The sequence below is a fragment of the Mycobacterium sp. 852002-30065_SCH5024008 genome (assembly GCF_001665645.1).
In the GTDB taxonomy this organism is placed as follows: domain Bacteria; phylum Actinomycetota; class Actinomycetes; order Mycobacteriales; family Mycobacteriaceae; genus Mycobacterium; species Mycobacterium paraffinicum.
In genome coordinates this window covers 1-25,703 of sequence record NZ_LZSZ01000179.1, presented here as the reverse complement: position 1 = coordinate 25,703, position 25,703 = coordinate 1, and the positions used below count along the sequence as shown (strand labels likewise).

At 67.3% G+C, this 25,703-nt stretch carries 26 protein-coding genes, 1 tRNA gene and 2 pseudogenes; 15 read left to right on the top strand and 14 right to left on the bottom strand.

The features are described from left to right. The first annotated feature begins 16 nt into the window (after positions 1 to 16). From A5781_RS23275 to A5781_RS23260, 4 genes are all read left to right on the top strand, one after another. Positions 17 to 298 (top strand): hypothetical protein, encoded by a 282-nt coding sequence (locus tag A5781_RS23275; protein ID WP_156624977.1) that lies wholly within the window; start codon positions 17 to 19, stop codon positions 296 to 298. Positions 299 to 407: 109 nt separating this feature from the next. Next, entirely contained in the window at positions 408 to 1,211 is an 804-nt protein-coding gene (locus A5781_RS23270) for a Stf0 family sulfotransferase (RefSeq protein WP_067212609.1), read from the top strand. Between the two features lie 127 nt (positions 1,212 to 1,338). After that, positions 1,339 to 1,503, top strand: coding sequence for a hypothetical protein (locus A5781_RS25980; RefSeq protein ID WP_197504027.1), 165 nt, complete (start codon positions 1,339 to 1,341; stop codon positions 1,501 to 1,503). Positions 1,504 to 1,507: 4 nt separating this feature from the next. Further along, positions 1,508 to 2,626: a YeiH family protein gene (locus tag A5781_RS23260; protein ID WP_067212601.1), complete on the top strand. Its 1,119-nt coding sequence runs from the start codon at positions 1,508 to 1,510 to the stop codon at positions 2,624 to 2,626. A gap of 28 nt (positions 2,627 to 2,654) precedes the next feature. On the opposite strand, the pseudogene A5781_RS26385 reads toward A5781_RS23260, so the two are convergent. Next, positions 2,655 to 2,833: pseudogene (locus tag A5781_RS26385) on the bottom strand (aminotransferase class V-fold PLP-dependent enzyme); the annotation flags it as partial. A gap of 386 nt (positions 2,834 to 3,219) precedes the next feature. On the opposite strand from A5781_RS26385, the gene cysK reads away from it, so the two are divergent. From cysK to A5781_RS23235, 5 genes are all read left to right on the top strand, one after another. Next, positions 3,220 to 4,152, top strand: a complete 933-nt coding sequence (cysK, locus tag A5781_RS23255) for a cysteine synthase A (RefSeq protein WP_067212597.1) — start codon at positions 3,220 to 3,222, stop codon at positions 4,150 to 4,152. A gap of 2 nt (positions 4,153 to 4,154) precedes the next feature. Continuing rightward, positions 4,155 to 4,838, top strand: coding sequence for a serine O-acetyltransferase (gene cysE / locus A5781_RS23250; protein ID WP_067212594.1), 684 nt, complete (start codon positions 4,155 to 4,157; stop codon positions 4,836 to 4,838). Between the two features lie 7 nt (positions 4,839 to 4,845). Then, a complete protein-coding gene (locus A5781_RS23245; RefSeq protein WP_067212590.1) occupies positions 4,846 to 5,265 on the top strand; it encodes a thioredoxin family protein in 420 nt (139 codons plus the stop codon). Positions 5,266 to 5,362: 97 nt separating this feature from the next. Beyond that, positions 5,363 to 7,021: an NAD-dependent malic enzyme gene (locus A5781_RS23240; RefSeq protein ID WP_067212587.1), complete on the top strand. Its 1,659-nt coding sequence runs from the start codon at positions 5,363 to 5,365 to the stop codon at positions 7,019 to 7,021. A 101-nt stretch (positions 7,022 to 7,122) separates the two neighbouring features. After that, positions 7,123 to 7,413, top strand: a complete 291-nt coding sequence (locus A5781_RS23235; protein ID WP_067212583.1) for an SDR family oxidoreductase — start codon at positions 7,123 to 7,125, stop codon at positions 7,411 to 7,413. A gap of 81 nt (positions 7,414 to 7,494) precedes the next feature. Here the strand turns inward: A5781_RS23235 and A5781_RS23230 are convergent. Continuing rightward, a tRNA-Asn gene (locus A5781_RS23230) sits at positions 7,495 to 7,567 on the bottom strand. Between the two features lie 152 nt (positions 7,568 to 7,719). Between A5781_RS23230 and A5781_RS23225 the strand changes: the two genes are divergently transcribed. Then, the gene (locus A5781_RS23225) at positions 7,720 to 7,998 is read left to right on the top strand and encodes a hypothetical protein (RefSeq protein WP_067212578.1); all 279 of its coding nucleotides are present in this window, start codon (positions 7,720 to 7,722) and stop codon (positions 7,996 to 7,998) included. Here the strand turns inward: A5781_RS23225 and dnaG are convergent. The 3 genes from dnaG to A5781_RS23210 form a co-directional block, all read right to left on the bottom strand. Continuing rightward, the gene (gene dnaG, locus A5781_RS23220) at positions 7,973 to 9,964 is read right to left on the bottom strand and encodes a DNA primase (RefSeq protein ID WP_067212575.1); all 1,992 of its coding nucleotides are present in this window, start codon (positions 9,962 to 9,964) and stop codon (positions 7,973 to 7,975) included. The genes A5781_RS23225 and dnaG overlap by 26 nt on opposite strands. A 30-nt stretch (positions 9,965 to 9,994) precedes the next feature. Then, positions 9,995 to 10,603, bottom strand: a complete 609-nt coding sequence (locus tag A5781_RS23215) for a superoxide dismutase family protein (protein ID WP_082939485.1) — start codon at positions 10,601 to 10,603, stop codon at positions 9,995 to 9,997. Positions 10,604 to 10,667: 64 nt separating this feature from the next. Further along, positions 10,668 to 11,939, bottom strand: a complete 1,272-nt coding sequence (locus tag A5781_RS23210; RefSeq protein WP_067212571.1) for a deoxyguanosinetriphosphate triphosphohydrolase — start codon at positions 11,937 to 11,939, stop codon at positions 10,668 to 10,670. Between the two features lie 107 nt (positions 11,940 to 12,046). On the opposite strand from A5781_RS23210, the gene A5781_RS23205 reads away from it, so the two are divergent. Beyond that, the gene (locus tag A5781_RS23205) at positions 12,047 to 14,023 is read left to right on the top strand and encodes a TPM domain-containing protein (RefSeq protein ID WP_067212568.1); all 1,977 of its coding nucleotides are present in this window, start codon (positions 12,047 to 12,049) and stop codon (positions 14,021 to 14,023) included. A gap of 24 nt (positions 14,024 to 14,047) precedes the next feature. Here the strand turns inward: A5781_RS23205 and A5781_RS23200 are convergent, their stop codons facing one another. The 3 genes from A5781_RS23200 to A5781_RS23190 form a co-directional block, all read right to left on the bottom strand. Continuing rightward, entirely contained in the window at positions 14,048 to 14,296 is a 249-nt protein-coding gene (locus A5781_RS23200; RefSeq protein WP_067212563.1) for a hypothetical protein, read from the bottom strand. 252 nt (positions 14,297 to 14,548) lie between these two features. Beyond that, entirely contained in the window at positions 14,549 to 15,754 is a 1,206-nt protein-coding gene (locus A5781_RS23195) for a PPE family protein (RefSeq protein ID WP_067212560.1), read from the bottom strand. A 222-nt stretch (positions 15,755 to 15,976) separates the two neighbouring features. Then, complete coding sequence (locus tag A5781_RS23190) at positions 15,977 to 17,374, bottom strand: glycine--tRNA ligase (protein ID WP_067212630.1); 1,398 nt, start codon at positions 17,372 to 17,374, stop codon at positions 15,977 to 15,979. 179 nt (positions 17,375 to 17,553) lie between these two features. On the opposite strand from A5781_RS23190, the gene A5781_RS23185 reads away from it, so the two are divergent. From A5781_RS23185 to A5781_RS23175, 3 genes are all read left to right on the top strand, one after another. Next, positions 17,554 to 17,982, top strand: coding sequence for a metalloregulator ArsR/SmtB family transcription factor (locus A5781_RS23185; RefSeq protein WP_067212627.1), 429 nt, complete (start codon positions 17,554 to 17,556; stop codon positions 17,980 to 17,982). Then, positions 17,979 to 18,371 carry a Fur family transcriptional regulator gene (locus tag A5781_RS23180; RefSeq protein ID WP_067212556.1) on the top strand — a complete coding sequence of 131 codons (393 nt, stop codon included), beginning with the start codon at positions 17,979 to 17,981 and terminating at the stop codon, positions 18,369 to 18,371. The genes A5781_RS23185 and A5781_RS23180 overlap by 4 nt, the downstream gene beginning before the upstream one ends. A 138-nt stretch (positions 18,372 to 18,509) precedes the next feature. Continuing rightward, positions 18,510 to 19,511 (top strand): alpha/beta fold hydrolase, encoded by a 1,002-nt coding sequence (locus A5781_RS23175; protein WP_067212553.1) that lies wholly within the window; start codon positions 18,510 to 18,512, stop codon positions 19,509 to 19,511. A 4-nt stretch (positions 19,512 to 19,515) separates the two neighbouring features. Here the strand turns inward: A5781_RS23175 and A5781_RS23170 are convergent, their stop codons facing one another. The 3 genes from A5781_RS23170 to recO are packed head-to-tail and all read right to left on the bottom strand — an operon-like array spanning position 19,516 to position 21,621. Continuing rightward, the gene (locus tag A5781_RS23170; RefSeq protein ID WP_067212549.1) at positions 19,516 to 19,944 is read right to left on the bottom strand and encodes a hypothetical protein; all 429 of its coding nucleotides are present in this window, start codon (positions 19,942 to 19,944) and stop codon (positions 19,516 to 19,518) included. Next, positions 19,944 to 20,834, bottom strand: coding sequence for a decaprenyl diphosphate synthase (locus tag A5781_RS23165; RefSeq protein ID WP_067212546.1), 891 nt, complete (start codon positions 20,832 to 20,834; stop codon positions 19,944 to 19,946). The genes A5781_RS23170 and A5781_RS23165 overlap by 1 nt, the downstream gene beginning before the upstream one ends. Continuing rightward, complete coding sequence (recO, locus tag A5781_RS23160) at positions 20,827 to 21,621, bottom strand: DNA repair protein RecO (RefSeq protein ID WP_066945346.1); 795 nt, start codon at positions 21,619 to 21,621, stop codon at positions 20,827 to 20,829. Before recO ends, A5781_RS23165 begins: the two co-directional genes overlap by 8 nt. Positions 21,622 to 21,683: 62 nt before the next feature. Between recO and A5781_RS23155 the strand changes: the two genes are divergently transcribed. Beyond that, complete coding sequence (locus A5781_RS23155) at positions 21,684 to 23,180, top strand: amidase (protein WP_067212543.1); 1,497 nt, start codon at positions 21,684 to 21,686, stop codon at positions 23,178 to 23,180. A 69-nt stretch (positions 23,181 to 23,249) separates the two neighbouring features. On the opposite strand, the gene era is transcribed toward A5781_RS23155, so the two are convergent. The 3 genes and pseudogenes from era to A5781_RS26380 form a co-directional block, all read right to left on the bottom strand. Further along, positions 23,250 to 24,149: a GTPase Era gene (gene era / locus A5781_RS23150; RefSeq protein WP_067212623.1), complete on the bottom strand. Its 900-nt coding sequence runs from the start codon at positions 24,147 to 24,149 to the stop codon at positions 23,250 to 23,252. Between the two features lie 64 nt (positions 24,150 to 24,213). After that, positions 24,214 to 25,518, bottom strand: coding sequence for a hemolysin family protein (locus A5781_RS23145; RefSeq protein WP_067212539.1), 1,305 nt, complete (start codon positions 25,516 to 25,518; stop codon positions 24,214 to 24,216). Continuing rightward, positions 25,515 to 25,703 (bottom strand): annotated as a pseudogene (locus A5781_RS26380) (hypothetical protein); the annotation flags it as partial. The pseudogene A5781_RS26380 and the gene A5781_RS23145, both read right to left, overlap by 4 nt.

Genomic DNA, 25,703 nt, shown 5'->3' with positions numbered 1-25,703 from the left:
GAGGAGGGACTTAGGCGTGGCTCTGGACTTTGACGGGCCCCTCGAGGACACCGTGCGAGCTGTCTGCCCGTTGCAGTGCCGGCTGAGGCGCGGCGCCGCCGACGATGAGCAGCTCGACGACCGGGTCGATTGGGCCGGGTTGCCGATCAACTTGGACTTGGCGTTCTCGCCGCAGCAGCGCGACAAGGTCTACACCCAGCACCTGATGCTCAAGCGCGGCACGCAACTTCGGCGAAGGCTACAGGACAGGGGTCGGTGGTGCGCCTGCGAAGATTTCGCCGACGACGGAAGCGTCTAACTCCGGTAATCATCGCGGATTTGTAATTGACTTCCCTTCAGCAATTAAGTTCAACGCGAGCGTAAAACCATTAGCTGCGAAAGCAATTGCCGCCGGATAGGCTTGCTGCGTGGCTGATAATCCGTCCTCCTACCTGGTGTTGGCGTCCCAACGCAGCGGCAGCACACTGCTGGTCGAGTCGCTGCGCGCGACCGGCGTCGCCGGTGAGCCGCAGGAGTTCTTCCAGTACCTGCCGGCCACCAGCCAGGCGCCGCAGCCCCGCGAGTGGTTCGCCGGCATGGAGGACGAGTCGATCCTGAACCTGCTCGACCCGCTCGATGCCGGGACGCCGGACCTCGCGCCGCCCGAGATCTGGCGCGACTACATCCGCACGGTCGGCAGGACGCCGAACGGGATATGGGGCGGCAAGCTGATGTGGAACCAGACGCCGCTCTTGCTGAACCGCGCGAAGAATCTGCCGAATCGCAGCGGCGACGGTCTGCTGGCCGCGATCACCGACGTGGTGGGTGAGGAGCCGCTGTTCATCTATGTGCACCGCCCCGACGTGATTTCGCAGGCGGTGTCGTTCTGGCGGGCGGTGCAGACGCGGGTGTGGCGAGGACGACCCGACCCGGCTCGCGACGCGCGCGCTACCTATCACGCCGGCGCGATCGCGCACGTCGTCACCATGCTGCGCGCCCAGAACGAGGGCTGGCGGAATTGGTTCGCCGAGGAAGACGTCAAGCCCATGGAGATTCCGTATCCAGTGTTGTGGCGCAACCTGACTCAGGTGGTCGCCGCCATCCTGGAGGCGTTGGGGCTCGACCCGCGGCTGGCGCCCGAGCCGGTACTGGCACGTCAGGCCGACCAGCGCTCCGACGAGTGGGTGGACCGGTACCGTGCGGATGCCGAGAAGCTCGGCCTGCCAACCTGACCGGAGCCGGAGCCGCGCACGCCACCTAAATTCAGGGCGAGCCAATCACTTGGTCGCCGCGGCCCAAGACGCCACTATTCGCACAGAATGTGGCGCCCAGGGCCACAGTGAACGAGGAGCAATCATCGTGGGTGAAGGCGCGCCGAGTGACGGGCGCGAGCAAGAGACGTCGCAACGGTCGGCCCGGCCCGCGAGGCTCGGCTCGATATCGGTGGACTGGTGGGCTACTGCGGTGGCCGGCGTGATCGTCGCGCTTGCGGTGGCCAACGTGCTCCCGAAGATCCCGTGGTGACCGCGTGAGCACGGTTCGCGTCGAACCCGACGAAACGTCGGCCGAGGCCACTTTCACCAGCACGCGTCCGCTCGAATACGTCCCGGGCATCCTGCTGCTGATCGGGGTCGGCGTGCTGGGCAAGTGCGCGCAGATTTGGTGGAACACCGTGGCCAAGCACCACCACTGGACGGTGCCCGACATCGAATACGTGTTGTGGGCCATCGTGATTGGACTGCTCATCACCAACACCATCGGCGTGCATCCGATCTTCCGGCCCGGCGTGCAGACTTACGAATTCTGGCTCAAGGTCGGGATCGTGGCGCTGGGTTCGCGATTCGTCCTCGGCGACATCGCCAAACTCGGCGGTATCAGCCTGGTGCAGATTCTGGTGGACATGACGATCGCCGGGACGATCATCATCGTCGCGGCGCATGCGTTCGGGTTGTCGGGCAAGCTGGGCTCGCTGCTGGCGATCGGCACATCCATCTGCGGGGTGTCGGCCATCGCGGCGGCCAAGGGGGCGATCCGCGCCCGCAACGCCGACGTCAGCTACGCGATCGCGGCGATCCTGGCCTTGGGAGCGGTGTCGCTGTTCGTGCTGCCGCCCCTGGGGCACGCGATCGGGCTGACTGACAACGAATTCGGGCTGTGGGCGGGACTGTCGGTGGACAATACCGCCGAGACCACGGCCACCGGGTATCTGTTCTCCGATCATGCCGGCAAGATCGCCGTGCTGGTCAAATCGACCCGCAACGCTCTGATCGGATTCGTGGTCCTTGGGTTCGCGCTCTATTGGGCGGGGCGCGGGCAGGCCGACGAGATCGCGCCCGGCGCGAAAGCCAAGTCCGCTTTCATCTGGGAGAAGTTCCCGAAGTTCGTGCTCGGCTTCCTCGTGGTCTCGGCGATCGCGACCGCGGGCTGGTTGACCAAGGGCCAAACCGCCAACCTCGCCAACGTGTCGAAATGGGCGTTTCTGCTGACCTTTGCGGGCGTCGGGCTCAACACCGACATTCGCCAGATCGCCCGCACCGGGTGGCGCCCGCTGGTCGTCGCGGTCATCGGACTCACCGTCGTCGCGGTGGTCTCACTAGGCATCGTGCTCCTGACCTCACGCGGATTCGGTTGGTACCCGGGCACTTAACCGTGCAATGGCGGCAGGCGGCGCGGTCACCCGACGTCGGTGCGCCCTCGGCGATCCGGCGCACCGCCGCCAGGAAGACGTCGATCTCCTCGAACGTGTTGTTGAACGCGAACGGCGGCCGAACCGTGGCCCCGAGCCGAGGCGCCGCAGGAGGGCTGCGCGCAGTGATGACCCGCGCACCGCGATGCCCTCCGTGTTGAGCGCCTTGTGTCCGAGAGCCCGCTGGCGGGTGTGAAAGGGCCCCGGGGTACTCAGCAAACGATGAGCTCAACCGTCGAAATTGTCGAATGTCCTATAGTGGGCGTTATGCAACAGGCCACCCAGCCGTGCCTTGTCCTTACGTGCCGCACCGCCGTGCACTGCTGTTGTCGTTGTTGTTGATTTTCTGACGCCGCAGAAACCCTCGCGTTTCCTCCAGGTTTGCGGGCCGCTCGCACAGCTAGCACCCAGTGGCCGCGTCTAAGCGTTAGTCAATCTTCAGAAGGATCAACCCGTCGATGACCATATTGCCCATCCGCACTCGCGTCGCCGTCGAATTCGACATCACCTGGTAGGCCGACGAAGCTTGAACCAACATCGCCTGAGGAAGACAGATGAGCATCGCAGATAACGTCACACAACTGATTGGAAACACTCCGCTGGTCCGGCTGAACCGGGTCACCGACGGGGCGGCCGCCGACGTCGTAGCCAAGCTGGAGTTCTTCAACCCGGGAAACAGCGTGAAGGACCGCATCGGGGTCGCGATGATCGACGCGGCCGAGCAAGCGGGCCTGATCAAGCCCGACACGATCATCCTCGAACCGACGAGCGGAAACACCGGTATCGCCCTGGCGCTGGTGGCTGCGGCCCGCGGCTACCGCTGTGTGTTGGTTATGCCGGAGACGATGAGCATGGAGCGGCGGATGCTGCTACGTGCATTGGGCGCCGAGATCGTCCTGACGCCGGGCGCCGAGGGCATGCCGGGCGCGATCGCCAAAGCCGAGGAGCTGGCCAAGAGCGACCAACGGTATTGGGTGCCCCAACAGTTCGAAAACCCCGTGAACCGGGAGATCCACCGCAAGACCACCGCCGAAGAGGTGTGGCGCGACACCGATGGCAAGGTTGACATCTTCGTGGCCGGCGTGGGCACCGGCGGGACTATCACGGGGGTCGCCGAGGTCATCAAGGAACGCAAGCCGTCAGCGCAGTTCGTCGCCGTGGAGCCGGCAGCGTCGCCGGTGCTCTCGGGCGGACAAAAGGGTCCCCACCCCATCCAGGGCCTGGGCGCCGGATTCGTGCCCCCGGTACTCGACATGGAACTCATCGACGAGGTCATCACCGTCGGCAACGAGGAGGCCATGGACGTGGCACGTCGGCTGGCACGCGAGGAGGGCTTGCTGGTCGGCATCTCGTCGGGTGCCGCGGTGGTCGGCGCCCTGCAGGTGGCCCGCCGCCCAGAAAACGCCGGGAAGCTTGTCGTCGTCGTGCTGCCTGATTTCGGCGAGCGGTATCTCAGCACGCCGTTGTTCGCCGACCTGGCGGGTTAACCATGCTCGATGCCATACGCCGAGACATCCGGGCCGCCAGGGAGCGCGACCCCGCTGCCCCGACCACGCTGCAGGTGATCTTCGCCTATCCGGGCGTGCATGCCATCTGGGGCCACCGGATCAGCCACTGGCTCTGGAACCGCGGCGCCCGGCTGGCCGCGCGGATACTCAACGAAGTCACCCGCATCTTGACCGGAGTCGACATCCACCCCGGTGCCGCCCTGGGCCCGGGCCTCTTCATCGACCACGCCACCGGAGTGGTGATCGGCGAGACGGCGGAAGTCGGCGAGGACGTGACGATTTACCACGGCGTCACGCTTGGCGGCAGCGGACGGGATACCGGGAAACGCCACCCGACCATCGGTGACCGGGTGACCATCGGTGCCGGCGCCAAGGTGCTCGGAGCGATCAAGATCGGCGATGACAGCCGGATCGGCGCCAACGCTGTCGTGGTAAAAGAGGTTCCGTCGAGCGCCGTAGTCATCGGGGTTCCCGGCCAGGTCATCAGTCGCCACGGCCGAAACAGCCCCGACGACTCGATGATGCCCGACCTCGTGGGCGTCAGCCTCCAGTCCCTCCTCACCCGGGTCGCCAAGCTGGAGGCCTCCAACAACGGGCAACAATTCGGACGTGTCATCCGTCCACCGGAAGCCGGCGTGTGGCACGGCGAAGATTTTTCTATCTGAGGACCAATTGAGCACTCTTGTGATCGCAGGGACGGCGCTGATCGCTGCGCTCGGGGCCGCCACTGCGGCAGGAGCGATGATCAATCGACGGTCCGGGGTGCTTCGAGAGACAAGTCTTGATCTCCCAGGGGACGCTGCAGATCTCGGTTTGTCCGAGGCGGGTCCGACAGTCGTCCATTTCACCGCAGCATGGTGCGGTCCGTGCGCTTCGGTGCGTCGCGTGGTCGAGCAAGTCTGCAGCGATCTCCCCGACGTGATGCATCTCGAAATCGACATTGACGCCAATCCTGCCGTCGCCAAGCGGCTTTCGGTGTTGTCACTGCCAACCACGTTCATCTTCGACGCCGACGGCCGGCAGCGGTACCGCACCGCGGGTGTCCCCAAGGCCGCTGACCTGCGACAGGCGCTGCAACCTCTGTTGGCTTGACCCGCGGCCGCGGCGCTGCGAATGCCGCTCAAGATGCGATCGACGCGATCGACGCTACGGTTGCCGTAAGGTCCCGAGTCACGGACGGAGATTTGCGATGAGCGACCCGCACGCGCCGAAGATCCCGGCGGCGCTGTCCTCGCCCAGTCTGAACCGTGGGGTCGGCTTCACACACGAGCAGAGGCGGCAGCTGGGTCTGACCGGACGGCTCCCACCGGCGGTGCTCACGCTCGACGAGCAGGCCGACCGGGTCTGGCATCAATTGCAGACCCTGGCAACGGATCTGGGGCGCAACTTGCTGTTGGAGCAGCTGCATTACCGCCACGAACTGCTCTACTACAAGGTGCTGGAGGATCATCTGCCGGAACTGATGCCGGTGGTCTACACGCCCACCGTCGGGGAGGCCATTCAACGGTTCTCCGACGAGTACCGCGGACAGCGCGGGCTTTTCCTGAGCATCGACGAGCCCGACGAGATCGAGCCCGCCTTCGCGACTTTCGGGCTGGAACCGGACGACGTCGACCTGATCGTGTGTACCGACGCCGAAGCGATCCTGGGCATCGGCGACTGGGGCGTGGGCGGCATCCAGATCGCGGTGGGCAAGTTGGCGCTGTATACCGCCGGGGCCGGCATCGATCCCCGTCGCTGCATCGCGGTCTCCCTTGACGTGGGCACCAATAACGAACAACTGCTTCAGGATCCGTTCTACTTGGGCAATCGTCACGCCCGGCGCCGCGGCGCCGAATACGACGACTTCGTCAATCGCTACATCGAAACCGCTCACCGGCTGTTCCCGAAGGCGATCCTGCATTTCGAAGACTTCGGGCCCCTCAACGCACGGCGGATCCTGCACACCTACGGCGACAAATACTGCGTGTTCAACGACGACGTCCAGGGAACCGGCGCGGTGGTCGTCGCGGCCGTGTACGGCGGATGCCACGTCACCGGTGTGCCGATGCGCGACCAGAGGGCCGTCGTCTTCGGGGCCGGCACCGCCGGGATCGGGGTGGCCGATCAGATTCGCGACGCGATGGTGTCCGACGGCGCCACCATCGAGCAGGCCACGGCGCAGATCTGGCCGATCGACAAGCAGGGCCTGCTATTCGACGACATGGAGGACCTGCGGGATTTCCAGGTTCCCTACGCGAAGAATCGCGCCCAACTGGGCTTGGGAGCGGGACAAGCAGCCGCGGATCGGGTGGGATTGGTGGACACCATCAAGCTCGCCTCCCCCACCATCCTGCTGGGCTCCTCGGCCGTGTTCGGCGCCTTCACCGAGAAGGTCGTGCAGGCCATGACCGTATCGTGCGAGCGACCGATGATCTTCCCGCTGTCCAACCCGACGTCGCGCATGGAAGCCATGCCGGCCGACGTGCTGCAGTGGTCCGACGGCAAGGCGCTGATCACCACCGGCACCCCCGTCGCGCCGATCGAATACGACGGCACTACCTACACCATCGGCCAGGCCAACAACGTGCTGGTGTTCCCCGGAATCGGGCTGGGCATCATCGTCGCCGGGGCCCGGCTGCTGACCAAGGCCATGCTGCAGACGGCAGCGAAAGCCGTTGTGCGACAGGCCAGCCCGTCAAAAGCCGGAGATTCACTGCTCCCCGATGTCAGGGAATTGCGCGCCATCTCGATTGCGGTCGCCGAAGCCGTGTATCACGCCGCCGTCGCCGGCGGGGTGGCCACAAGGACGCATGCCGACCCGCGGCAGGCCGTCCTCGACACCGTGTGGACCCCGGCGTACGACTAGCGCCTTTCGGATAGTTAGGCTCCGGGGTCGTTCGGGTGCGGCGCCAGCGGCGTCACCTCATCGGTACGCCACACGCGCAGCGGCATCGAGGCCAGCACCTAATGCTGACGCAAGGCTGGGGCGGCCACGTCGTCAACATGACCACGTCGCTGCTCGACCAGGCCAACTCCGCGGGCCCCGCGGGATTGACCGCCCTCATTAAGGGTGGCCTGGCGGCGGTGACCAAATCGTTGGCCATCGAGTACGCGCGCAGCGGGATCTGCGTCAACGCCATCTCCCCGGGCAACATCGCCACGCCGATTCATGCCGACGACGACACGGTCGCGCTGGCCGCCATGCATCCGCTGGGCCGGATGGGCGCCATCGCCGACGTCATCGAGGGGGTTCGGTAGCTGGAGGCCGCCACTTTCGTGACCGGGGAGACCCTCCACATCGACGGCGGCCAGAGCGCCGCACACTGAGTCTCAACCTTGCTCCCCCGCCTGGACTCGAACCAGGAACCTATCGGTTAACAGCCGAACGCTCTGCCAATTGAGCTACAGGGGATCAACACGATCGCGGGACGACTCTAGCGTACTGGCATAACCGCACCCAACTGGACAGGACCGACCTCGTCTCGCCCCGGGGACCGGATCGGGCGCGCACGCACCGGGGCGGGTGAGGCAGGATGGGAACGGTCGCTAGTCGGGAGGAACGCTTTGATCCGGTATGTCGTGGTGCTGGGACTGGGTTACGTGCTGGGCTCGAAGGCCGGGCGTCGCCGATACGAGCAGATCGTCGGCACCTATCGCGCGCTGACCAGCAGCCCGGTGGCCAAGTCGGTGATCCAAGGGGGACGCCGCAAGATCGCGAATCGGATCTCCCCGGACGCGGGGTTCGTGACCGTTGCCGAGATCGACGATCAAACGGCCATCTTGGAGCGCGGTGCCGAGCGACCGGCCGAGGAGGCCCTCACATCGTCAGATCGTCGCCGCTAGCCTGCTCCAGCAGGCTGCGCCGGTAGGCCTCCATGGCTACCAGGTCACCGAATAACGCGTGGTACTCGTCGCCCTGTTCGATCGGCGACATGCGCTGCAGCTTGGACTTCACCTCCGCGATCTGCCGGCCCATCCACACTTCCTGCAGCCGGGCCAGCACGCCGGCGATGTAACGCACCAGCTTCTCGTCGTCGTCGACCTGGATGGCCTCCACGCCGAGCTCGCTGACCAGCCCGGCGGTCAGGTCTGAGCCGGCGCGTTGGCGCACCGCGTCGATCCACTGTGCCCCGGTGATGCCGCCCGACGTGCCGCCCGCGGCCTCGATGGCAGCGCGCACGGCGGCGTAACCGGGATGGGTGAAGCTTTCGACGGGGAGCGTGTCGAACACCGGCCCGGCCAGCGCCGGATACTGCAACGCCGACTTGAGCGCCGCACGCTGCGGCCTGAGCGTCGGGTCACGAGGGTCGGGAAGTGCGGCGGCGGGGCGGCCCGGGGCCGCCCCGCGGGGCTGCTGAGCGGCGCCGCGGGGGGCGTTCGGGGCGGAACCGCCCCGCGCCGGGGCCGGCGACTTCTTGGCCTGGGTGCGCACCCGATCGATGACCTGCGCCACGTCGTCCCAGCCCACCCAGCCGGCGAGCTGGCGGGCGTACTCGTCGCGCAGCGTGGGGTCTTTGATCTGGCTCACCATCGGCACGCAGCGGCGCAGCGCCGCGACCCTGCCCTCGGCGCTGTCCAGGTCCATCTCGGCGATCGCGGTGCGTATCGCGAATTCGAACAAGGGGGTGCGCCGCGCGACTAGGTCGCGCAGCGCGCCGGCGCCGGACTTCAAGCGCAAGTCGCAGGGATCCATGCCGTCCGGGGCCACCGCGACGAAGGATTGCCCCGCCAGATTCTGCTCGCCGCCAAAGGCCTTGAGCGCGGCAGCGCGGCCGGCCGCATCACCGTCGAAGACGTAGATCAGCTCCCCGCGGAAGAAGCTGTCGTCCATCATCAGTCGGCGCAGCATCGACAGATGCTCGTCGCCGAATGCGGTGCCGCACGACGCCACGGCGGTGGTGACGCCGGCCAGATGCATCGCCATCACGTCGGTGTAGCCCTCGACGACGACCGCCTGGTGGCCCTTGGCGATGTCGCGTTTGGCCAGATCGATGCCGAACATCACCGACGACTTCTTGTACAGCAGCGTCTCGGGGGTATTGATGTACTTGGCTTCCATCGGATCGTCGTCGAAAAGGCGGCGGGCGCCGAACCCGATCACCTCGCCGGCCGCGCTGCGGATGGGCCACAACAGCCGGCGGTGGAAGCGGTCGATCGGGCCGCGTCGCCCCTGCCGCGACAGGCCGGCCGCTTCCAGCTCCTTGAACTCGAAACCCTTGCGCACCAAATGTTTTGTCAGTGAGTCCCACCCGGACGGCGCGAATCCGCACCCGAATCGGCGGGCCGCCTCGGCGTCGAAGTTCCGTTCCGTCAGGTACTGGCGGGCCGGTGCCGCCTCGTCGGATTCCAGCGCCGCCGCGTAGAACTCCGCCGCGGCCGCGTTGGCCGCGACGAGCCGGCTGCGGCTGCCGCGGTCGCGCTGCACGCTGGTCGCCGGGCCGGTGTAGCTGATGGTGTGGCCGATGCGGTCGGCGAGCAGCTCGACGGCCTCGACGAAGGTGACGTGTTCGATCTTCTGGATGAAGGCGTAGACGTCGCCGCCCTCCCCGCAACCGAAGCAGTGGAAGTGGCCGTGGTTGGGGCGAACGTGAAACGACGGCGACTTCTCGTCATGAAACGGGCACAGGCCCTTGAGGGAATCGGCACCGGCGCGCCGCAATTGGACGTAATCGCCGACGACTTCGTCGATGCGCACCCGCTCGCGGATGGCGGCGATATCACGATCGGGAATCCGGCCCCGGCCCCTTGGCCGGGCGTCATCCTCCCCCGCGCGCGGGTGGTGCCCCCACGAACCTGCCGGGCTGGACATCGGCTCAGTCTAGAGCGCCGAGCCGGCCGGCTATCCGGTTCCGATGACGCCGCATGCCACCCGTTCCATCGCGGTGTCGGTGTCTTGGGCGCCGTGCAGCATCAAGGCAGTCTTGTTGCCGCCCAGCAGCTCGTCCCGGTTGAACGCATCCGTGGTGGTGACCAGGTACGCCGAGCCGTCCGAACGCACCTCCAGCGACGACAGGTCGCCGCTCTCCGGCTTGCCGGTGTGTCCGGGCGCCTGGTAGTGGCCGCCGGCGGACAGGAAGTTTCCGGGCGGACCGCCGGTCGGGGCGACCGAGTTGGGCTCGCATTTGCCGATCTCGTGGACGTGCAGGCCGTGCAAGCCGGGTGACAGGATGCCGCCGGCCACCGTCTTGACGGTGACGGTCACGTACCCGCCGGTGAAGTCGAACGTCGCCGTGGCAGCCGACCGCCCGTCCGGCGTCTTCAGTTGCGCGGTGAGCGATTCGCCGTTGGGCGCGGGCGTCGTCGTCTCACCCGACGACGCCGGTGGGGCGCTCTTCACCTGAGGGGTGGTGCCGGGCTGGGTGCTCGCCTGTTGGGGTGAGCTGCAGGCGGTCATGGCGACGACGGGAAGCCCCACCGCGAGGGTGGCGATACCGCTGAATTTGGTCATGTCGGGCAGCCTAGCCCGCGGCGACGAGGGGGCTGCCGTGGGATGACCTGCGGCCGAGTAGCGGCTAACCGGTGGCCTGACGCGCGTCGATACGTTCCAGCCGGCCCTCGGTATATGAGGCGATCTGATCGACGATGACCCGTAGCCGGGCGCGGTCGTCGGCCGCGGTGGTGAACGCCGCGGCGAAGACCGGGTCGAGTGTCTGGGGTGCCCCGGAGTAGAGCCACCGCGCCACCCGGTGGATCCGTTCACGCTGCAGGCCCTGGGTGTTGAGATGTCTCGGATCGGACATGATGAATTGCAGCGCCAGGATTTTCAGCAGGGCGACCTCCGCGCGCACCAGGTCGGGCACCAGCAGGTCGGCCCGGTAGCGGACCAGCGGCCCTGGCCCGGCCGCGGCGCGCGTGGTGGCAATGGCGGCCGAGGCGAACCGGCCGACCAATTCACTGGTGAGTCGCTTGAGCGCGACCGCCGCGGCCAGCGTGGCGTCGTACTTGCCGACGGCGGCGACCACCGGCAGCCCGGAGAGTCGCCGGGCGGCCGCCATGAAGTCGTCGGCGCTCACCCGGGAGAATTCGCTCTCGCCCAGTTTGGCCAGGGCGGCCGCCTCGTCGTCGTCGGCGAGCACGCGCAGGTCGATGCGTTGAGAGACGACGCCGTCCTCGACGTCGTGGACCGAATAGGCGATATCGTCGGCCCAGTCCATCACCTGCGCTTCCAGGCACATCCGGCCCTCCGGCGCGCGGGCGCGAACCCAGGCCGCCGGCTCGCGGTCCTCGTCGTAGAACCCGAACTTCCTTCTCTCTTGACCCAGCCCTCTGCCGCGGTACCACGGATACTTGGTGACCGCGTCCAGGGAGGCGCGGGTCAGGTTGAGCCCCGCGCTATTGCCTTGCTCGTCAAGCACTTTGGGCTCGAGGCTGGTCAGGATGCGGAAGTTTTGCGCATTCCCCTCGAAACCGCCGTAGTCGGCGGCGAACTCATCCAGGGCGCTCTCGCCGTTGTGGCCGTACGGGGGGTGGCCGATGTCGTGGGCCAGGCCGGCCAGCTCGACCAGGTCGAGGTCGCAACCCAAGCCGACCGCCATCCCCCGCCCGATCTGGGCGACCTCCAGCGAGTGCGTCAGCCGGGTGCGCGGGGTGTCACCTTCGCGGGGCCCGACGACCTGGGTCTTATCGGCAAGCCGGCGCAGCGCGGCGCTGTGCAGTACCCGGGCCCGGTCCCGGGCGAAGTCGGTGCGGTGCTGACCTTCCGTACCCGGTAGACCGGCAGTCTTCGGCGCTTCGCGTACCCGCCGTTGACGGTCGAAGTCGTCGTAGGGGTCTTGCCGATTCATGTCCGCCTTCTTAGTCACCGCAGCACAGTCTGCCAGGGAACGCGGGACGGCGGACCGCTCCGCCGCACGGCTCTTTGCCCGCGTCGCCGCGGGGCTAGATTGACGTCATGCGCACTGCCCGGCTGCTAGGTGTCATCCTCGCAATTGCTTTCAGCGGCGGACTGCTTGTGGCACCCGGGGCCGGCGCGCAACCCCCGTTCCGGCTGGCGGATTACGTCACCGACAATGCGGGTGCCCTGTCGGAATCCGGCCGTGCGGCGGTCACCTCGGCGGTGCGCAAGCTGTACACGGATCGCCACATCCGGCTGTGGGTGGTCTACGTCGACGACTTTTCCGACCAGAGCCCGGTGAACTGGGCGCAGCGCACGGTGCGTACCAGCGATCTGGGTGACTATGACGCCCTGCTGGCCGTCGCCACCGCCGGCCGTGCCTACGCCTTCCTGGTGCCGTCCACCGTCAAGAGCGTCAACGCCCGCCAGGTCGATGACTTGCGGCACAACAAGATCGAGCCCGCCTTGCACAACGGCGACTGGAGCGGCGCCGCGGTCGCGGCGGCCAACGGGCTCAACACGTCACCGGGTTCGTCGGGCCGGGTGGCCCTGCTGGTCACGCTCGCGATCATTCTCGTCGCGGTAGCGGCCTTGCTGTTGGTCATGCGCTATCGCGGTCGGCGCCGGCGCGCGGCCGAATTGGCCGCGGCCCGACGGGTCGACCCCACCGACTCCCAAGCGCTGGCCGCCGTGCCGCTGCAGGCCCTCGACGACCTGTCGCGCGCACTCGTGGTGGACGTCGACAACGCCGTGCGAACCAGCTCCAACGAACTCGACCTGGCGATCGCCGAGTTCGGTGAAGAGCGGACCCAACCCTTCACCCAAGCCGTGACCAACGCCAAAGCCGCTCTGGCCCAAGCGTTCACGGTACGACAGCAACTGGACGACAGCACACCGGAGACGCCCGACCAACGCCGCGAGTTGCTCACCCGGGTCGTCATGTCGGCGGCACGCGCCGATGCGGAACTGGAGTCGCAGACCGAGGCGTTCGAGAACCTGCGCGATCTGGTGATCAACGCCCCGTCGCGGCTCGACGCGCTCACCCAGCAATACGTTGAGCTCACCTCCCGGATAGCGCCGTCAGAGCAGCGGCTGGCCGAACTACACGACCAATTCGACGCCACCGCACTGACTTCCGTATCCGGCAATGTCTCGGCCGCCAAGGAGCGGCTGGCGTTCGCCGACCGCAACATCGGCACCGCCCGGGATTTGGCTGCCGAAGCCGTCAGCGGCCGGCAGGCCGGCTTGGTGGACGCGTTCCGCGCCGCGGAGTCCGCGCTCGGGCAGGCGCGGGCGCTACTCGACTCGGTGGACAACGCGGCCACCGACATCCAGCACGCCATCGACAGGCTGCCGTCGGCCATGGCCGACATTCAGGCCGACATCAAACGGGCGGCCGACCTCCTGCAGAGAGCGGAGACAACCGCTCACACCGGCGATCTGCGCGCGGCGCGCGATGCGGCCACGCGGGCCGTCGACGGCGCGCGTGCCGGCGGCTCCACCGACCCGCTCGGCGCGTTCGCCCAGTTAGCCAAAGCGGACGCCGACCTCAACGGGCTGCTGGTCACCCTGGCGCAGGAGCGGGCCACCGCCGAGCAGCTCAACCGGTCATTGGAGCAGGCGTTGTTCACCGCCGAGTCACGGGTGCGCGCGGTCTCCGACTACATCGACACGCGTCGCGGCAGCATCGGCCCGGAGGCCCGCACCCGGCTGGCTGAAGCCACCCGGCACCTGCAAGCCGCGCGGGACAAGAGGGCGACGAACCCGACCGAGGCGATTTCCCACGCCAACGCGGCGTCGACGCTGGCCGCCCAGGCGCAGTCGTTGGCCAATGCCGATGTGCAAGCGATTCAGCGCGGCTACACGCGGCGCGGGGGCAGCGACATGGGGGCAATGCTGGGCGGCATCATCATCGGCAACCTGCTCAGTGGGGGCATGCGGGGCGGCTTCGGCGGCTGGAGTCCCACATCGTTCGGCGGGTCTTCGGGGGGATCCTCCGGCGGCGGCTTCATGGGCGGCGGCGGCCGATTCTGAGCCGCTCGCCCTAGAACGCGGCGGTCAACCGGCGGCCGGTGAATGCGGAATCACGCCTCCGCTGCGCGGTACGTCGAAGTGGGGTTCGGCTTCGCCTTCCCACCGCTGCCACTCGTTCCATTCTTTGGCGTCACCGACCGCGGCCGGGGCGGGGACATCGGCCGCCGGGTCGCCGGGATCGACACTCACTTCCGGCTTCGGGGCCCAATGGTCGTAGTCATCCGGCGGCACGACCACACCCCAAACGAGTGGAACCGACAGGCCACCGAGCATCCCCGACTCACCCCGAACCGCCGACACCGAGTCATCTGGTAACGGCGGACCAAGAGGCAAAAGCATGTTGCCTCCTTCCACAGCCGACTTTCGGATGCTGTGGCCGAACCTAATAACAGCAAGCAGGCACATCGTAAGCCAAACTTCAGACAATTACCCGAAAAACGTGGATTTGCTTCCGCAGGCATCCCCGACGCCCAAGCCGGAGCCGGCGAGCGGGCTCAGCGCCTGCGAACGGCGGCGGCCCCCCTGCTATCCGCCCTTGGTCCGCGGCACCACCTTGGGCCGCGACTGCACCACGTGCGGGTTCTCGCCGCCGCGGCGACCCCTCCCGTCGGTCTTGTCTTTGTCGGCGTCCCGATCGTCCATCGCCATGGCCATGGCCGGGGTGGAACCGGCGGGTGCGGCCGACGCGGGGGACGATCCGCCCGTCGCGATCGGGGTCGGTAGTTGGGTGCCCAGCGCCGGCACCGCGAGACTCGTCAGGACCGCCGGCACCGGCATCGACCCCTGCCAGGTCGGAGGCACCGTAATCGCTCCCACGAACCGCGCGGTGCCCAACCCGGCCGTGGCGACGCCCAGCCCGCCGAGCGATTGCGGCGCCTGCAGGCCGCCGGTGGCGAGCGGGGCCTGCCCGGCCACGGTGGTGACACCGGCCATCGTGGGTGCCGCCGGCCCGACGTTTTGGGCCAGCACCATCATCGGGGACATCAGCGCGGTCGCGGGGTACATCCCAATCGGTGCCAGGGCGGTCATCGTCGTGACCGGCATCGACGAGAGTAACGACGTCACCGACGACAGGCCTGGGAAGAACGCCCCGAGCACCGCCTGCAGCTGCGAAACAAAGCCGGCCCCCAGCGACGAGAACGCTCCGAAAGCCTGGGACACGAAGTCCAGCGGCGCCGTCACCAGCCCCGCCAGTCCACCCAGGGCTACCGGCGGGGCGCTGAACGCCGGCAGCGTCGCCGCCACCGTCTGCGCCCCGATGTGATAGCCCACCATCGCGGCCACGTCCTGGGCCCACATCTCCATGTACTCGATTTCGGTCATCGCGATCGCCGGGGTGTTCTGACCGAGGAAGTTCGTGGCGATCAGCATGAGCAGCCGGAGGCGATTCTCGAGCACCTCCGGGGTGGGCACCGTCGCCATGAACGCCGCCTCATAGGCCCCCGCCGCCGCCGTCGCCTGGGCCGCCGCCAACTCGGCTTGCCCGGCGGCCGAGATCAGCCACTGCAGGTACGGCGTCGCCGCCGCCACCATCGCCACCGACGACGGGCCCATCCAGGGGCCGGCAGCCACTCCCGTCACAACCGACTCGAACGACGCCGCCGCAGCCGCCAAGTCCGCCGCCAGTGCTTCCCAGGCCGCGGCCGCCGTCAACAGTGGGCCAGGGCCGGCGCCGCCATACATCAGGGCAGAGTTGATCTCGGGGGGGAACAGCATAAAAGCTGGAATCATCGCATCCCTAACCCACCGACTACCGAGTCAACGACACCTACACCCACACGAACCGACACCCACCCCCGGCGACTAGACACGTGAGCAACATTTGGATCGAGCCTAAGCCAATCGGCTATCCAAATACCGTTTTTTACGAAACGTTTAATTACGTGGCGGCGGCGTGTCCATGCCGGTCAACAGGCAAGGCGGGAGCTTCGGAACCGGCGGTGCCAGCGCCGGTCAGCAACCCTTGAGCCGCGCCGCCAAGTAGTCGGCGACGGCGTTCATCGCGACGCGCTCCTGTGTCATGTCATCGCGCCGGCGCACCGTGACGGCGTTGTCTTCGAGGGAGTCGAAATCCACCGTCACACAGAACGGCGTCCCCACCTCGTCCTGGCGCCGGTAGCGGCGCCCGATCGCGCCGGCGTCGTCGAAATCGATGTTCCAGCACGTGCGCAATTCGGCGGCCAGGTCGCGAGCCTTGGGACTCAAGTCGGCGTGCCGGGACAGCGGCAGCACCGCGGCCTTGACCGGGGCCAACCGCGGATCCAGCCGGAGCAGCGTGCGCTTCTCCATCACACCCTTGGCGTTGGGTGCCTGGTCCTCGGTGTAGGCGTCGATCAGAAACGCCATGAACGACCGCGTGAGCCCGGCCGCCGGTTCGATGACATATGGGATGTACCGGGTATCGGTGCCCTGGTCGTAGTACGACAGGTCGGCGCCGGAATGTTTTGCGTGCGTGGATAAGTCGAAGTCCGTCCGGTTGGCGACGCCCTCCAGTTCGCCCCACGGGTTGCCCGCGAAGCCGAACTTGTACTCGATGTCGACGGTCCGGTCGGAGTAGTGCGAAAGCTTCTCGGCGGGGTGTTCGAATAACCGCAGATTCTCCGGGTCGATACCCAGCTCGAGATACCACTGCAGGCGGGTGTCGATCCAATACTGGTGCCATTCCTTCGCGGTCGACGGCTCCACGAAGAATTCCATTTCCATCTGCTCGAACTCGCGGGTTCGGAAAATGAAGTTGCCCGGCGTGATCTCATTGCGAAAACTCTTGCCGATCTGGCCGATACCGAACGGCGGCTTCTTGCGCGCGGTAGTGACGACGTTGGCGAAGTTGACGAAGATGCCCTGCGCGGTCTCCGGACGCAGATAGTGCAAGCCCTCCTCGGTCTCGATCGGCCCGAGGTGCGTCTTGAGCATCATGTTGAACTCGCGCGGCTCCGTCCACTGGCCCTTGGTTCCGCAATCCGGGCAGACGATCTCCGTCATCGGCACCGAGTCGGGGTCGTCGATCCCCTTCTTCGCCGCGTAAGCCTCCTGCATGTGGTCCTGGCGATGCCGGTGATGGCAGTTCAGGCACTCGACCAGTGGGTCGTGGAAAACCTCGACGTGGCCGGAGGCTACCCAGACCTGCCGCGGCAGGATGATCGACGAATCGATGCCCACGACGTCGTCGCGTCCGGTGACCACCGATCGCCACCACTGCCGCTTGATGTTCTCCTTGAGTTCCACTCCCAGCGGGCCGTAGTCCCACGCCGACCGGGTGCCGCCGTAGATCTCTCCCGAAGGAAAGACGAAGCCGCGACGTTTGGCCAGGTTCACTACGGTGTCGATGACGGACGCCACGGGGTGGTGCACTCCCTTTCCGGGTTTGAACGGGCACGAGCGGCGCTCGACCGCCGTGCGCAGAGCATTCGTCATCGTAACGATCGGCCCCGCGGTCTTTGACATGCGCCATCATGCATGTGACAGTGGAAGTCGACCCTCACGGCGTCCCTCCCCGCTACCTGGCCCTTCTCGAGGTGATGACTCTCTCCATGGCGATGTCCCCATCCCCGCCTTCCTCGCTGCCGGCCACCGCCGATGGTGACGTGGGACCGGCGATGAGCGTGGTTGCCCACGAGCACGGCGAATCCGGGCCCGGCGGACACGCGCCGGCCGATTACCCCGTCCCGCCGCCGCGCGAGATTCTCGACGCGGCCGGTGAGCTGCTGCGCGCGCTGGCCGCCCCGGTGCGGATCGCCATCGTGCTGCAGTTGCGTGAATCCCAGCGCTGCGTGCACGAGCTGGTCGACGCGCTCGGCGTGCCGCAGCCACTGGTCAGCCAGCACCTGAAGATCCTGAAGGCCGCCGGCGTCGTCGCCGGGGAGCGATCCGGCCGCGAGGTGCTCTACCGGCTTGCCGACCATCACCTGGCGCACATCGTGGTGGACGCGGTCGCCCACGCGAGCGAGGACACACAATGACAGGCGCGAGTGTCCGGTCGACCCGTCAGCGGGCAGCGATCTCCACGCTGATGGACACCCTCGACGACTTCCGCTCGGCGCAGGAGTTGCACGACGAGCTGCGCCGCCGCGGCGAGAACATCGGGCTGACCACCGTCTACCGGACGCTGCAATCCATGGCGGCGGCGGGAATGGTCGACACGCTGCGCACCGACACCGGCGAGTCGGTCTACCGCAGGTGCTCCGAACACCACCACCACCATCTGGTCTGTCGCAGCTGCGGTTCCACCATCGAAGTCGGCGACCACGAGGTCGAACAGTGGGCGGCGCAAGTCGCCTCCAAACACGGCTATTCCGACGTCAGCCACACCATCGAGATCTTCGGCACGTGTTCACAGTGCGGGTCCTAGGCTGACCCGAGCCGGCCGAACGCGGCACGGCGGAAAAAAGTTCTGAAAAAAGTGTCCAACACGCGCCCGCCGCGTGCTCCTACCCATGAGTGGCCCACGGGCCGAGACAACCAAGAACTCTAGGGAAGTGAGAGCACCATGCGGCACCACCCATCGCCCCATCTGCGGCCGGTACGCGACGTCGAGGCTCCGTCACTGCAATTTCGCACCATTCACGGCTACCGACGTGCCTTCCGGGTAGCCGGGTCGGGACCGGCTCTGTTGCTGATCCACGGCGTCGGCGACAAGTCCACGGCATGGGAGCCCGTGCACGCCAAACTTGCGCGACGGTTCACGGTCATCGCACCGGACCTGCTGGGCCACGGGGAATCGGACAAACCACGCGCCGACTACTCATTGGCGGCCTTCGCGAACGGCATGCGTGACCTACTTGCCGCGCTTGACATTGACCGTGTCACCCTGGTCGGGCATTCGTTCGGTGGCGGTGTCGCAATGCAATTCGCCTATCAGTACCCGCAGCTGGTAGAGCGCATTGTGCTGGTCAGCAGCGGTGGCGTCGCCGAGGAAGTAAGCGTGGCATTGCGATTGGCGGCGATGCCGTTGGGCAGCGAGGCCCTGGCGATGCTGCGCATGCCGGGCGTGATGCCGGCGATCCGACTGTTCGGGCGGGCCATGGCTACCGTACTGGGCCCCACCAACCTGGGGCACGACGTCGCCGATGTGGTGAATCTGCTCGAAGGCTTCCGGGACCCGCGCGCATTGTCGGCGTTCGCGCGCACCTTGCGGTCGGTGGTGGACAGGCGCGGCCAATTCGTCACAATGCTGGACCGAAGCTATCTCGCGCAACCCATTCCGGTGCAAGTGATCTGGGGCGAGGACGACTTCGTGATCCCGGTAGACCACGCCCGGGTGGCCCACGATGCGGTGCCCGGGTCACGCTTAGAGATCTTCGAAAACTCCGGGCACATGCCTTTCAAAGACGACCCGGATCGCTTCGTCGAAGTCGTCGAGCGGTTCGTCGACTCGACCCGGCCGGCTCAGCACGACCAAGACCTCCTACGCTCGTTGCTGCAGACCCGCGTGGCCGAAAACGCCCGCGGATCGGCAGCCATCGCGCTGGCCGAGTCGGCGGTGTCCTAGAGCCCTAACCCGTCAATGTGCGACGTATCTCGATGCCGCTATCCAGCACCAACAGAACCAGGGTGCGCAGCGCGTCGTCGGTCAGGCCGCCGCCGGGAAAGTTGTAGCGCAGCATCACGTCGGCGGTCTTGGCCGCGCCCTTGCCCGAGTTGCGTTGCACGGCCTTCTCGTTGACCTTCTCGACCATCGTGACGCTGCCGAAGTTGCTGGTGCGGGCCTGCTTGGCGACCTGATCGCTGATCTTCTTGGTCAGCGGCAGGTCCCACGCCAAGACTTGGGTGAGCGACACCAGATCGAGGTCGTCGGCGATGTTCACCACCCGCAACGACGCAATGGTCCCGGCATGGCGCACCGTCAGCGCCCCGTCGGACTCCTCCTCGACCGCAAGGACCACGCCGAGTGCCGACGCCAGACGTTCCTGCAGTGATGGCATCAGGCGCTCCCGAATCTTCTGTTGCGCGAAGCGTATTCCTCGCACGCCGCCCACAGGTCGCGGCGGTCGTAGTCGGGCCATAGCTTGTCCTGGAAGATGTACTCGGCGTACGCGGCCTGCCACAGCATGAAGTTGCTGGACCGCTGCTCCCCCGAGGTCCTCAGGAAGAGGTCCACGTCGGGGATGTCGGGCCGTTGCAGGTGATGCGCCACCGTCGACTCCGTGATGCGTTCCGGGTTCAGCCTGCCGGCGGCGGCTAAGCGCGCGATTTCCTTTGCGGCGTCGGCGATTTCGGCACGACCGCCGTAGTTGACGCAGTAGTTGACCGTGATGACGTCGTTGTCCTTCGTCATGTCCTCCGCGATCGCCAACTCATTGATCACGCTGCGCCACAGCCGTGGCCGCGAACCCACCCACCGGATATTGACCCCGATGGTCTTCAAGTTCACCCGGCGCATGCGGACCACGTCCCGGTTGAAGCCCATCAGGAAGCGGACCTCTTCGGGGGACCGCTTCCAGTTCTCGGTGGAAAACGCGTAAAGGCTCAGCCACTTGATGCCGATTTCGATTGCGCCACAGACGACGTCAATGACTACCGCCTCGCCGGCCCGGTGGCCATCGGTGCGGGTCAGTCCCTGTTCGGTGGCCCAGCGGCCGTTGCCGTCCATGACGATGGCCACATGATTGGGCAATCGGTCCGCCGGAATACGCGGCGGGGTCGCTTTCGAGGTGTGCTGCGGCGGCCGGCTCGGGCCGCCGTCACGAGACGGCGGCAGCTCGGGGAAGACCACCGGCCATGTCGATTTGTCGGGGAAAACCGGGTAATCGTCGGGCGCCGGGGGCAGCTGCGGGAAGCCGGTCGACTTGAGCTTGCGCTCAGCTTTAGCCACAGTCCAACTGCTCCATCAGCGCTGCGCGCCGTTCGGCGATGGTGCGGTCGACGTGATACGGCCGTTCCACCAGTGGCAACGTCTTGAGCTGGCGTTCCAGATGCCATTGCAGGTGCGCGGCCACCAGTCCGCTGACGTAGCTGCGGTGCGATTGCGGGGCCTCTTCGGCGAACTCCCAATCGCCGTCGTGCAGCGCGGACATCAGATCCAGCACGCCCGGCGGCGGTGTCGTCGAACCGGCCGGACGGCAGTGCGTGCAGACGCTGCCCCCGGCGCCGACATGGAACGCGCGGTGCGGCCCTGGTGTGGCGCACCGGGCGCACTCGGTCAGCGCCGGCGCCCATCCGGCGATGCCCATGGCACGCAGCAGGTAGGCGTCCAGCAGCAGGTCCCGGGAGCGGCGCCCGTCGGCCACCGCCCGCAAGGCGCTGACCGTGAGCCGGTGCAGGGCCGGGGCGGGGGCCCGCTCCTCCCCGGCGAGGCGTTCGGCGGTTTCCAGCATCGCGCACCCGCAGGTGTAGCGGCCGTAATCGCTGACGATGTCGGTGGCGAACGCGTCGATCGAGACGACCTGGGTGACGATGTCGAGGTTGCGGCCGGGATGCAGTTGCGCGTCGATGTGCGCGAACGGTTCCAGCCGCGCGCCGAATTTGCTGCGGGTGCGACGAACGCCCTTCGCCACCGCCCGAACCAATCCGTGGTCGCGAGTGAGCAGCGTGACGATCCGGTCGGCTTCGCCGAGCTTGTGTTGGCGCAACACCACCGCCCGGTCTCGATACAGCCGCATCACAATAGTTTTGCACCCCGCCGCGACAATGCTGGTATCCGCGCCGGTTAGTCTCGTACCCCGTGATTGGCGCTTCCGAGTCAGGTCCTGGATCCATTTTCGGATCCGGTGGCCAGCGCCTGCCCACACTCACTGACCTGCTCTATCAGCTTGCCAGCCGGTCCGTGACTTCGGTCACACTGGTGCGCCGGTCCCTGCACGCCATCCACGCCAGCCAGCCCACGCTGAACGCCTTCCGCGTGGTGCTCACCGAGTCGGCCCTGGCCGACGCGGCGGCGGCCGACCGGCGGCGGGCGGCCGGAGACACGGCGCCGTTGCTGGGCATCCCGATCGCGGTCAAGGACGACGTCGACGTTGCTGGAGTGCCGACCGCCTTCGGCACCGAGGGATATGTCCCACCCGCCACCCACGACGCCGAGGTGGTTCGCCGCCTGAAGGCCGCGGGCGCGGTGATCGTCGGCAAGACCAACACCTGCGAGCTGGGCCAGTGGCCGTTCACCAGCGGACCCGGGTTCGGGCATACCCGCAACCCCTGGTCGCGCCGGCACACCCCGGGCGGCTCCTCGGGGGGCAGCGCGGCCGCGGTGGCCGCGGGACTCGTCACCGCGGCGATCGGCTCCGATGGGGCGGGCAGCGTCCGCATCCCCGCCGCGTGGACGCACCTGGTGGGCATCAAGCCGCAGCGCGGCCGCATCTCCACCTGGCCACTGCCCGAGGCGTTCAACGGCATCACGGTCAACGGTGTGCTGGCCCGAACGGTGGCCGATGCGGCGTTGGTGCTCGACGCGGCGTCGGGCAACGTCGAGGGCGACCGGCACAAGCCGCCCCCGATCACCGCCTCCGACTATGTCGGTATCGCGCCCGGCCCGCTGAACATCGCGCTGTCAACCCGGTTCCCGTACACCGGTTTTCGGTCCAAGCTGCATCCCGAGATCCTGGCGGCGACGCGAGCCGTGGCCCGGCAGCTCGAGCTGCTCGGCCACACCGTGGTGCCGGGCAACCCCGACTACGGGCTGCGGCTGTCGTGGGATTTCCTCGCCCGGTCCACCGCCGGCCTGCGGGACTGGGAGGAGCGGCTGGGCGACGGGGTGATCCTCGACCCCCGCACGGTGTCCAACTTGCGGGTGGGCCACGTGCTGGGTCAGGCGATCCTGCGCACCGCGCGCCGGCACGAAACCGAGGCCCAACGTCGGGTGGGTTCGATCTTCGACATCGTCGATGTCGTCGTGGCTCCGACCACCGCCCAGCCGCCGCCGCCGGCGCGCGCCTTCGACCGGTTGAGCGGCTTCGGCACCGATCGAGCGATGATCGCCGCCTGCCCACTGACCTTCCCGTGGAATGTACTGGGCTGGCCGTCGATCAACGTGCCGGCGGGGTTCACCTCCGAGGGGCTGCCGATCGGAGTGCAGTTGATGGGGCCGCACAACAGCGAGGGCATGCTGATCTCGCTGGCCGCCGAACTGGAGGCCGTGTGCGGGTGGTCGACCAAGCAGCCGACGATGTGGTGGACCGCCGAAACGGGCACGCCGCCGGTGTCCGGTGGACCGCCGCGAAGGTGAATCCCGAAGCGGCACATCACCGAAGTTGACTTCGCTTGAGCGGCTTCGGCTTTCGACGGCGCCGGCGCTTCAGAAGCCAAGCCGGCCAAGCTGTTTGGGGTCGCTCTGCCAGTTCTTGGCGACCTTGACGCGCAGTTCGAGGTAGACCTTGGTGCCGAGCAACTTTTCGATCTGGCCGCGCGCCGCGGTGCCCACCTGTCGCAGTCGGGCGCCGCCTTTGCCGATGATGATCCCCTTCTGGCTGTCGCGCTCGACGAAGAGCAGCGCGTGCACGTCGATGAGGTCGTCGCGGTCCTCCCGGGGGTTGATCTCGTCGATGACCACCGCCAACGAATGCGGCAGCTCGTCGCGGACGCCCTCCAGGGCGGCCTCGCGGATGAGCTCCGCCATGAGAACTTCCTCGGGCTCGTCGGTCAGCTCGCCGTCGGGGTAGTACGCCGGGCCGGGGGGCAGCGCCGCGGCGAGCACGTCGATCAGCACGTCCACCTGCGCCCCGGTGGTCGCCGACACCGGAACGATTTCCGCCGAGGCGCCGACCAGCTCGCTGACCGCGACCAACTGCGCGGCCACCCGGTCCCTGGGCACCTTGTCGATCTTGGTGACGATGGCCACCAGCGCCGTCTTCGGTGCGTTCGAACGGATTTGGTCGACGATCCATCGGTCACCCGGGCCGATCGCCTCGTCGGCCGGGATGCACAACCCGATCACGTCGACTTCGGCATAGGTGTCGCGCACCAGGTCGTTGAGCCGCTTGCCCAGCAGAGTGCGCGGCCGGTGCAGGCCCGGCGTGTCGACCAGGATGATCTGAAAGTTCTCCCGGTGCACGATGCCGCGGATGGTGTGCCGGGTGGTCTGCGGCCGCGTCGAGGTGATCGCCACCTTGGTGCCGACGAGCGCGTTGGTCAGCGTCGACTTACCGGTGTTCGGCCGGCCGACCAAACACACGAAACCGGAATGGAATTCGGTCATGTCGTCGGAGGTGCACACGGTGCGAGTTCGGGGCTGATGTGCCGAATTAGGCGGATGCTCGGCGTCATTGCGGGTTCTCTCCGTCGGAACCGTTGGACTCGGGCGCGGCGGGGCTCAGCAGGACCGTGCCGATCCGTACCCGCCCCCGGTGGTCGGTGCCGCCTTCGGCTTGCAGCCGCAGGCCATGTGAGACCACCTCGGCCCCGGGCAGCGGAACCCGGCCCAGTTCCAGGGCGAGCAGGCCGCCGACGGTATCGACGTCGAGGTCGTCGTCGAAATCCACGTCGTAGAGCTCGCCGAGGTCTTCGATCGGCAACCGCGCCGAGACGCGGAAACGTTTGTCGCCCAGGTCTTCTATCGGTGCGGTCTCCGCCTGGTCGTACTCGTCGGCGATCTCGCCGACGATCTCTTCCAGCACGTCTTCGATGCTCACCAGGCCGGCTATCGCGCCGTACTCGTCGACGAGGAGGGCCATGTGGTTGCGGTCGCGCTGCATTTCGCGCAGCAGCGTATCCAGCGGCTTGGAGTCCGGCACGAACACCGCCGGACGCATCACCTGCGCCACGGTAATGCCACGACCGCCATCCCCCGACAGAAAGCTCTGCTGCACAAGGTCTTTGAGGTATACGACGCCGACAATGTCGTCGACATTCTCGCCGATCACCGGGATGCGGGAGTGCCCGCTGCGCACTGCGAGGTTCAACGCTTGACTGGCAAGCTTGTCGCTTTCGATCCAGATCATCTCCGTGCGCGGCACCATCACCTCGCGGGCCGGCGTGTCACCGAGCTCGAAGACCGACTCGATCATCCGGCGTTCGTCCGCGGCGACCACGCCGCGCTGCTGGGCCAGGTCCACGACTTCGCGAAGCTCGATCTCGGATGCGAACGGCCCGTTGCGCAGGCCGCGGCCGGGTGTCAGCGCATTACCCAGGACCACCAGCAACCGGCTGAGCGGCATCAACAACCACGAAATGAGCCGCAGTGGAACGGCTGTCGTCAACGAGATGGAATACGCGTGCTGGCGACCGAGGGTGCGCGGGCCGACCCCGATGACGACGAAACTCATCACCACCATGGTGGCGGCGGCCCCGAACAACGCCCAGTTCAGGCCGAAGTTGTCGTACAAGAACAGCACCAACAGCACGGTCGCGGTGATTTCGCACGTGATGCGCAGCAGCACAACCAGGTTGATATAGCGCGGCCGCTCGGCCATCACCTCGGCCAGTGACACGGCGCCGGGCCGCTCCTCGCGCACCAGCTCCTGGACCCGGGCCAGCGACACGGTGCTGATGGCGGCGTCGATCGCCGCGAAAAGCCCGCCGATAGCGATGAGCGCCATCGCGCCGAGCAGCCAAGAAAGACCGGTCAACTGCCGGAAGACCTTGACGTGGTGGCGGGCTCCCCTACGTCGTCGTCGCTCCGTTTCCGATTGAGGGCCCAGGCGGTAAGGCCCACCACTACCCCCAACACCCCGTAGCCCAGCGCCGAAGGCCACCACGGCTGGGCGGGCTGGGCCTGTCTCTTATACACATCTGACGCTGCCGACGATCGCAT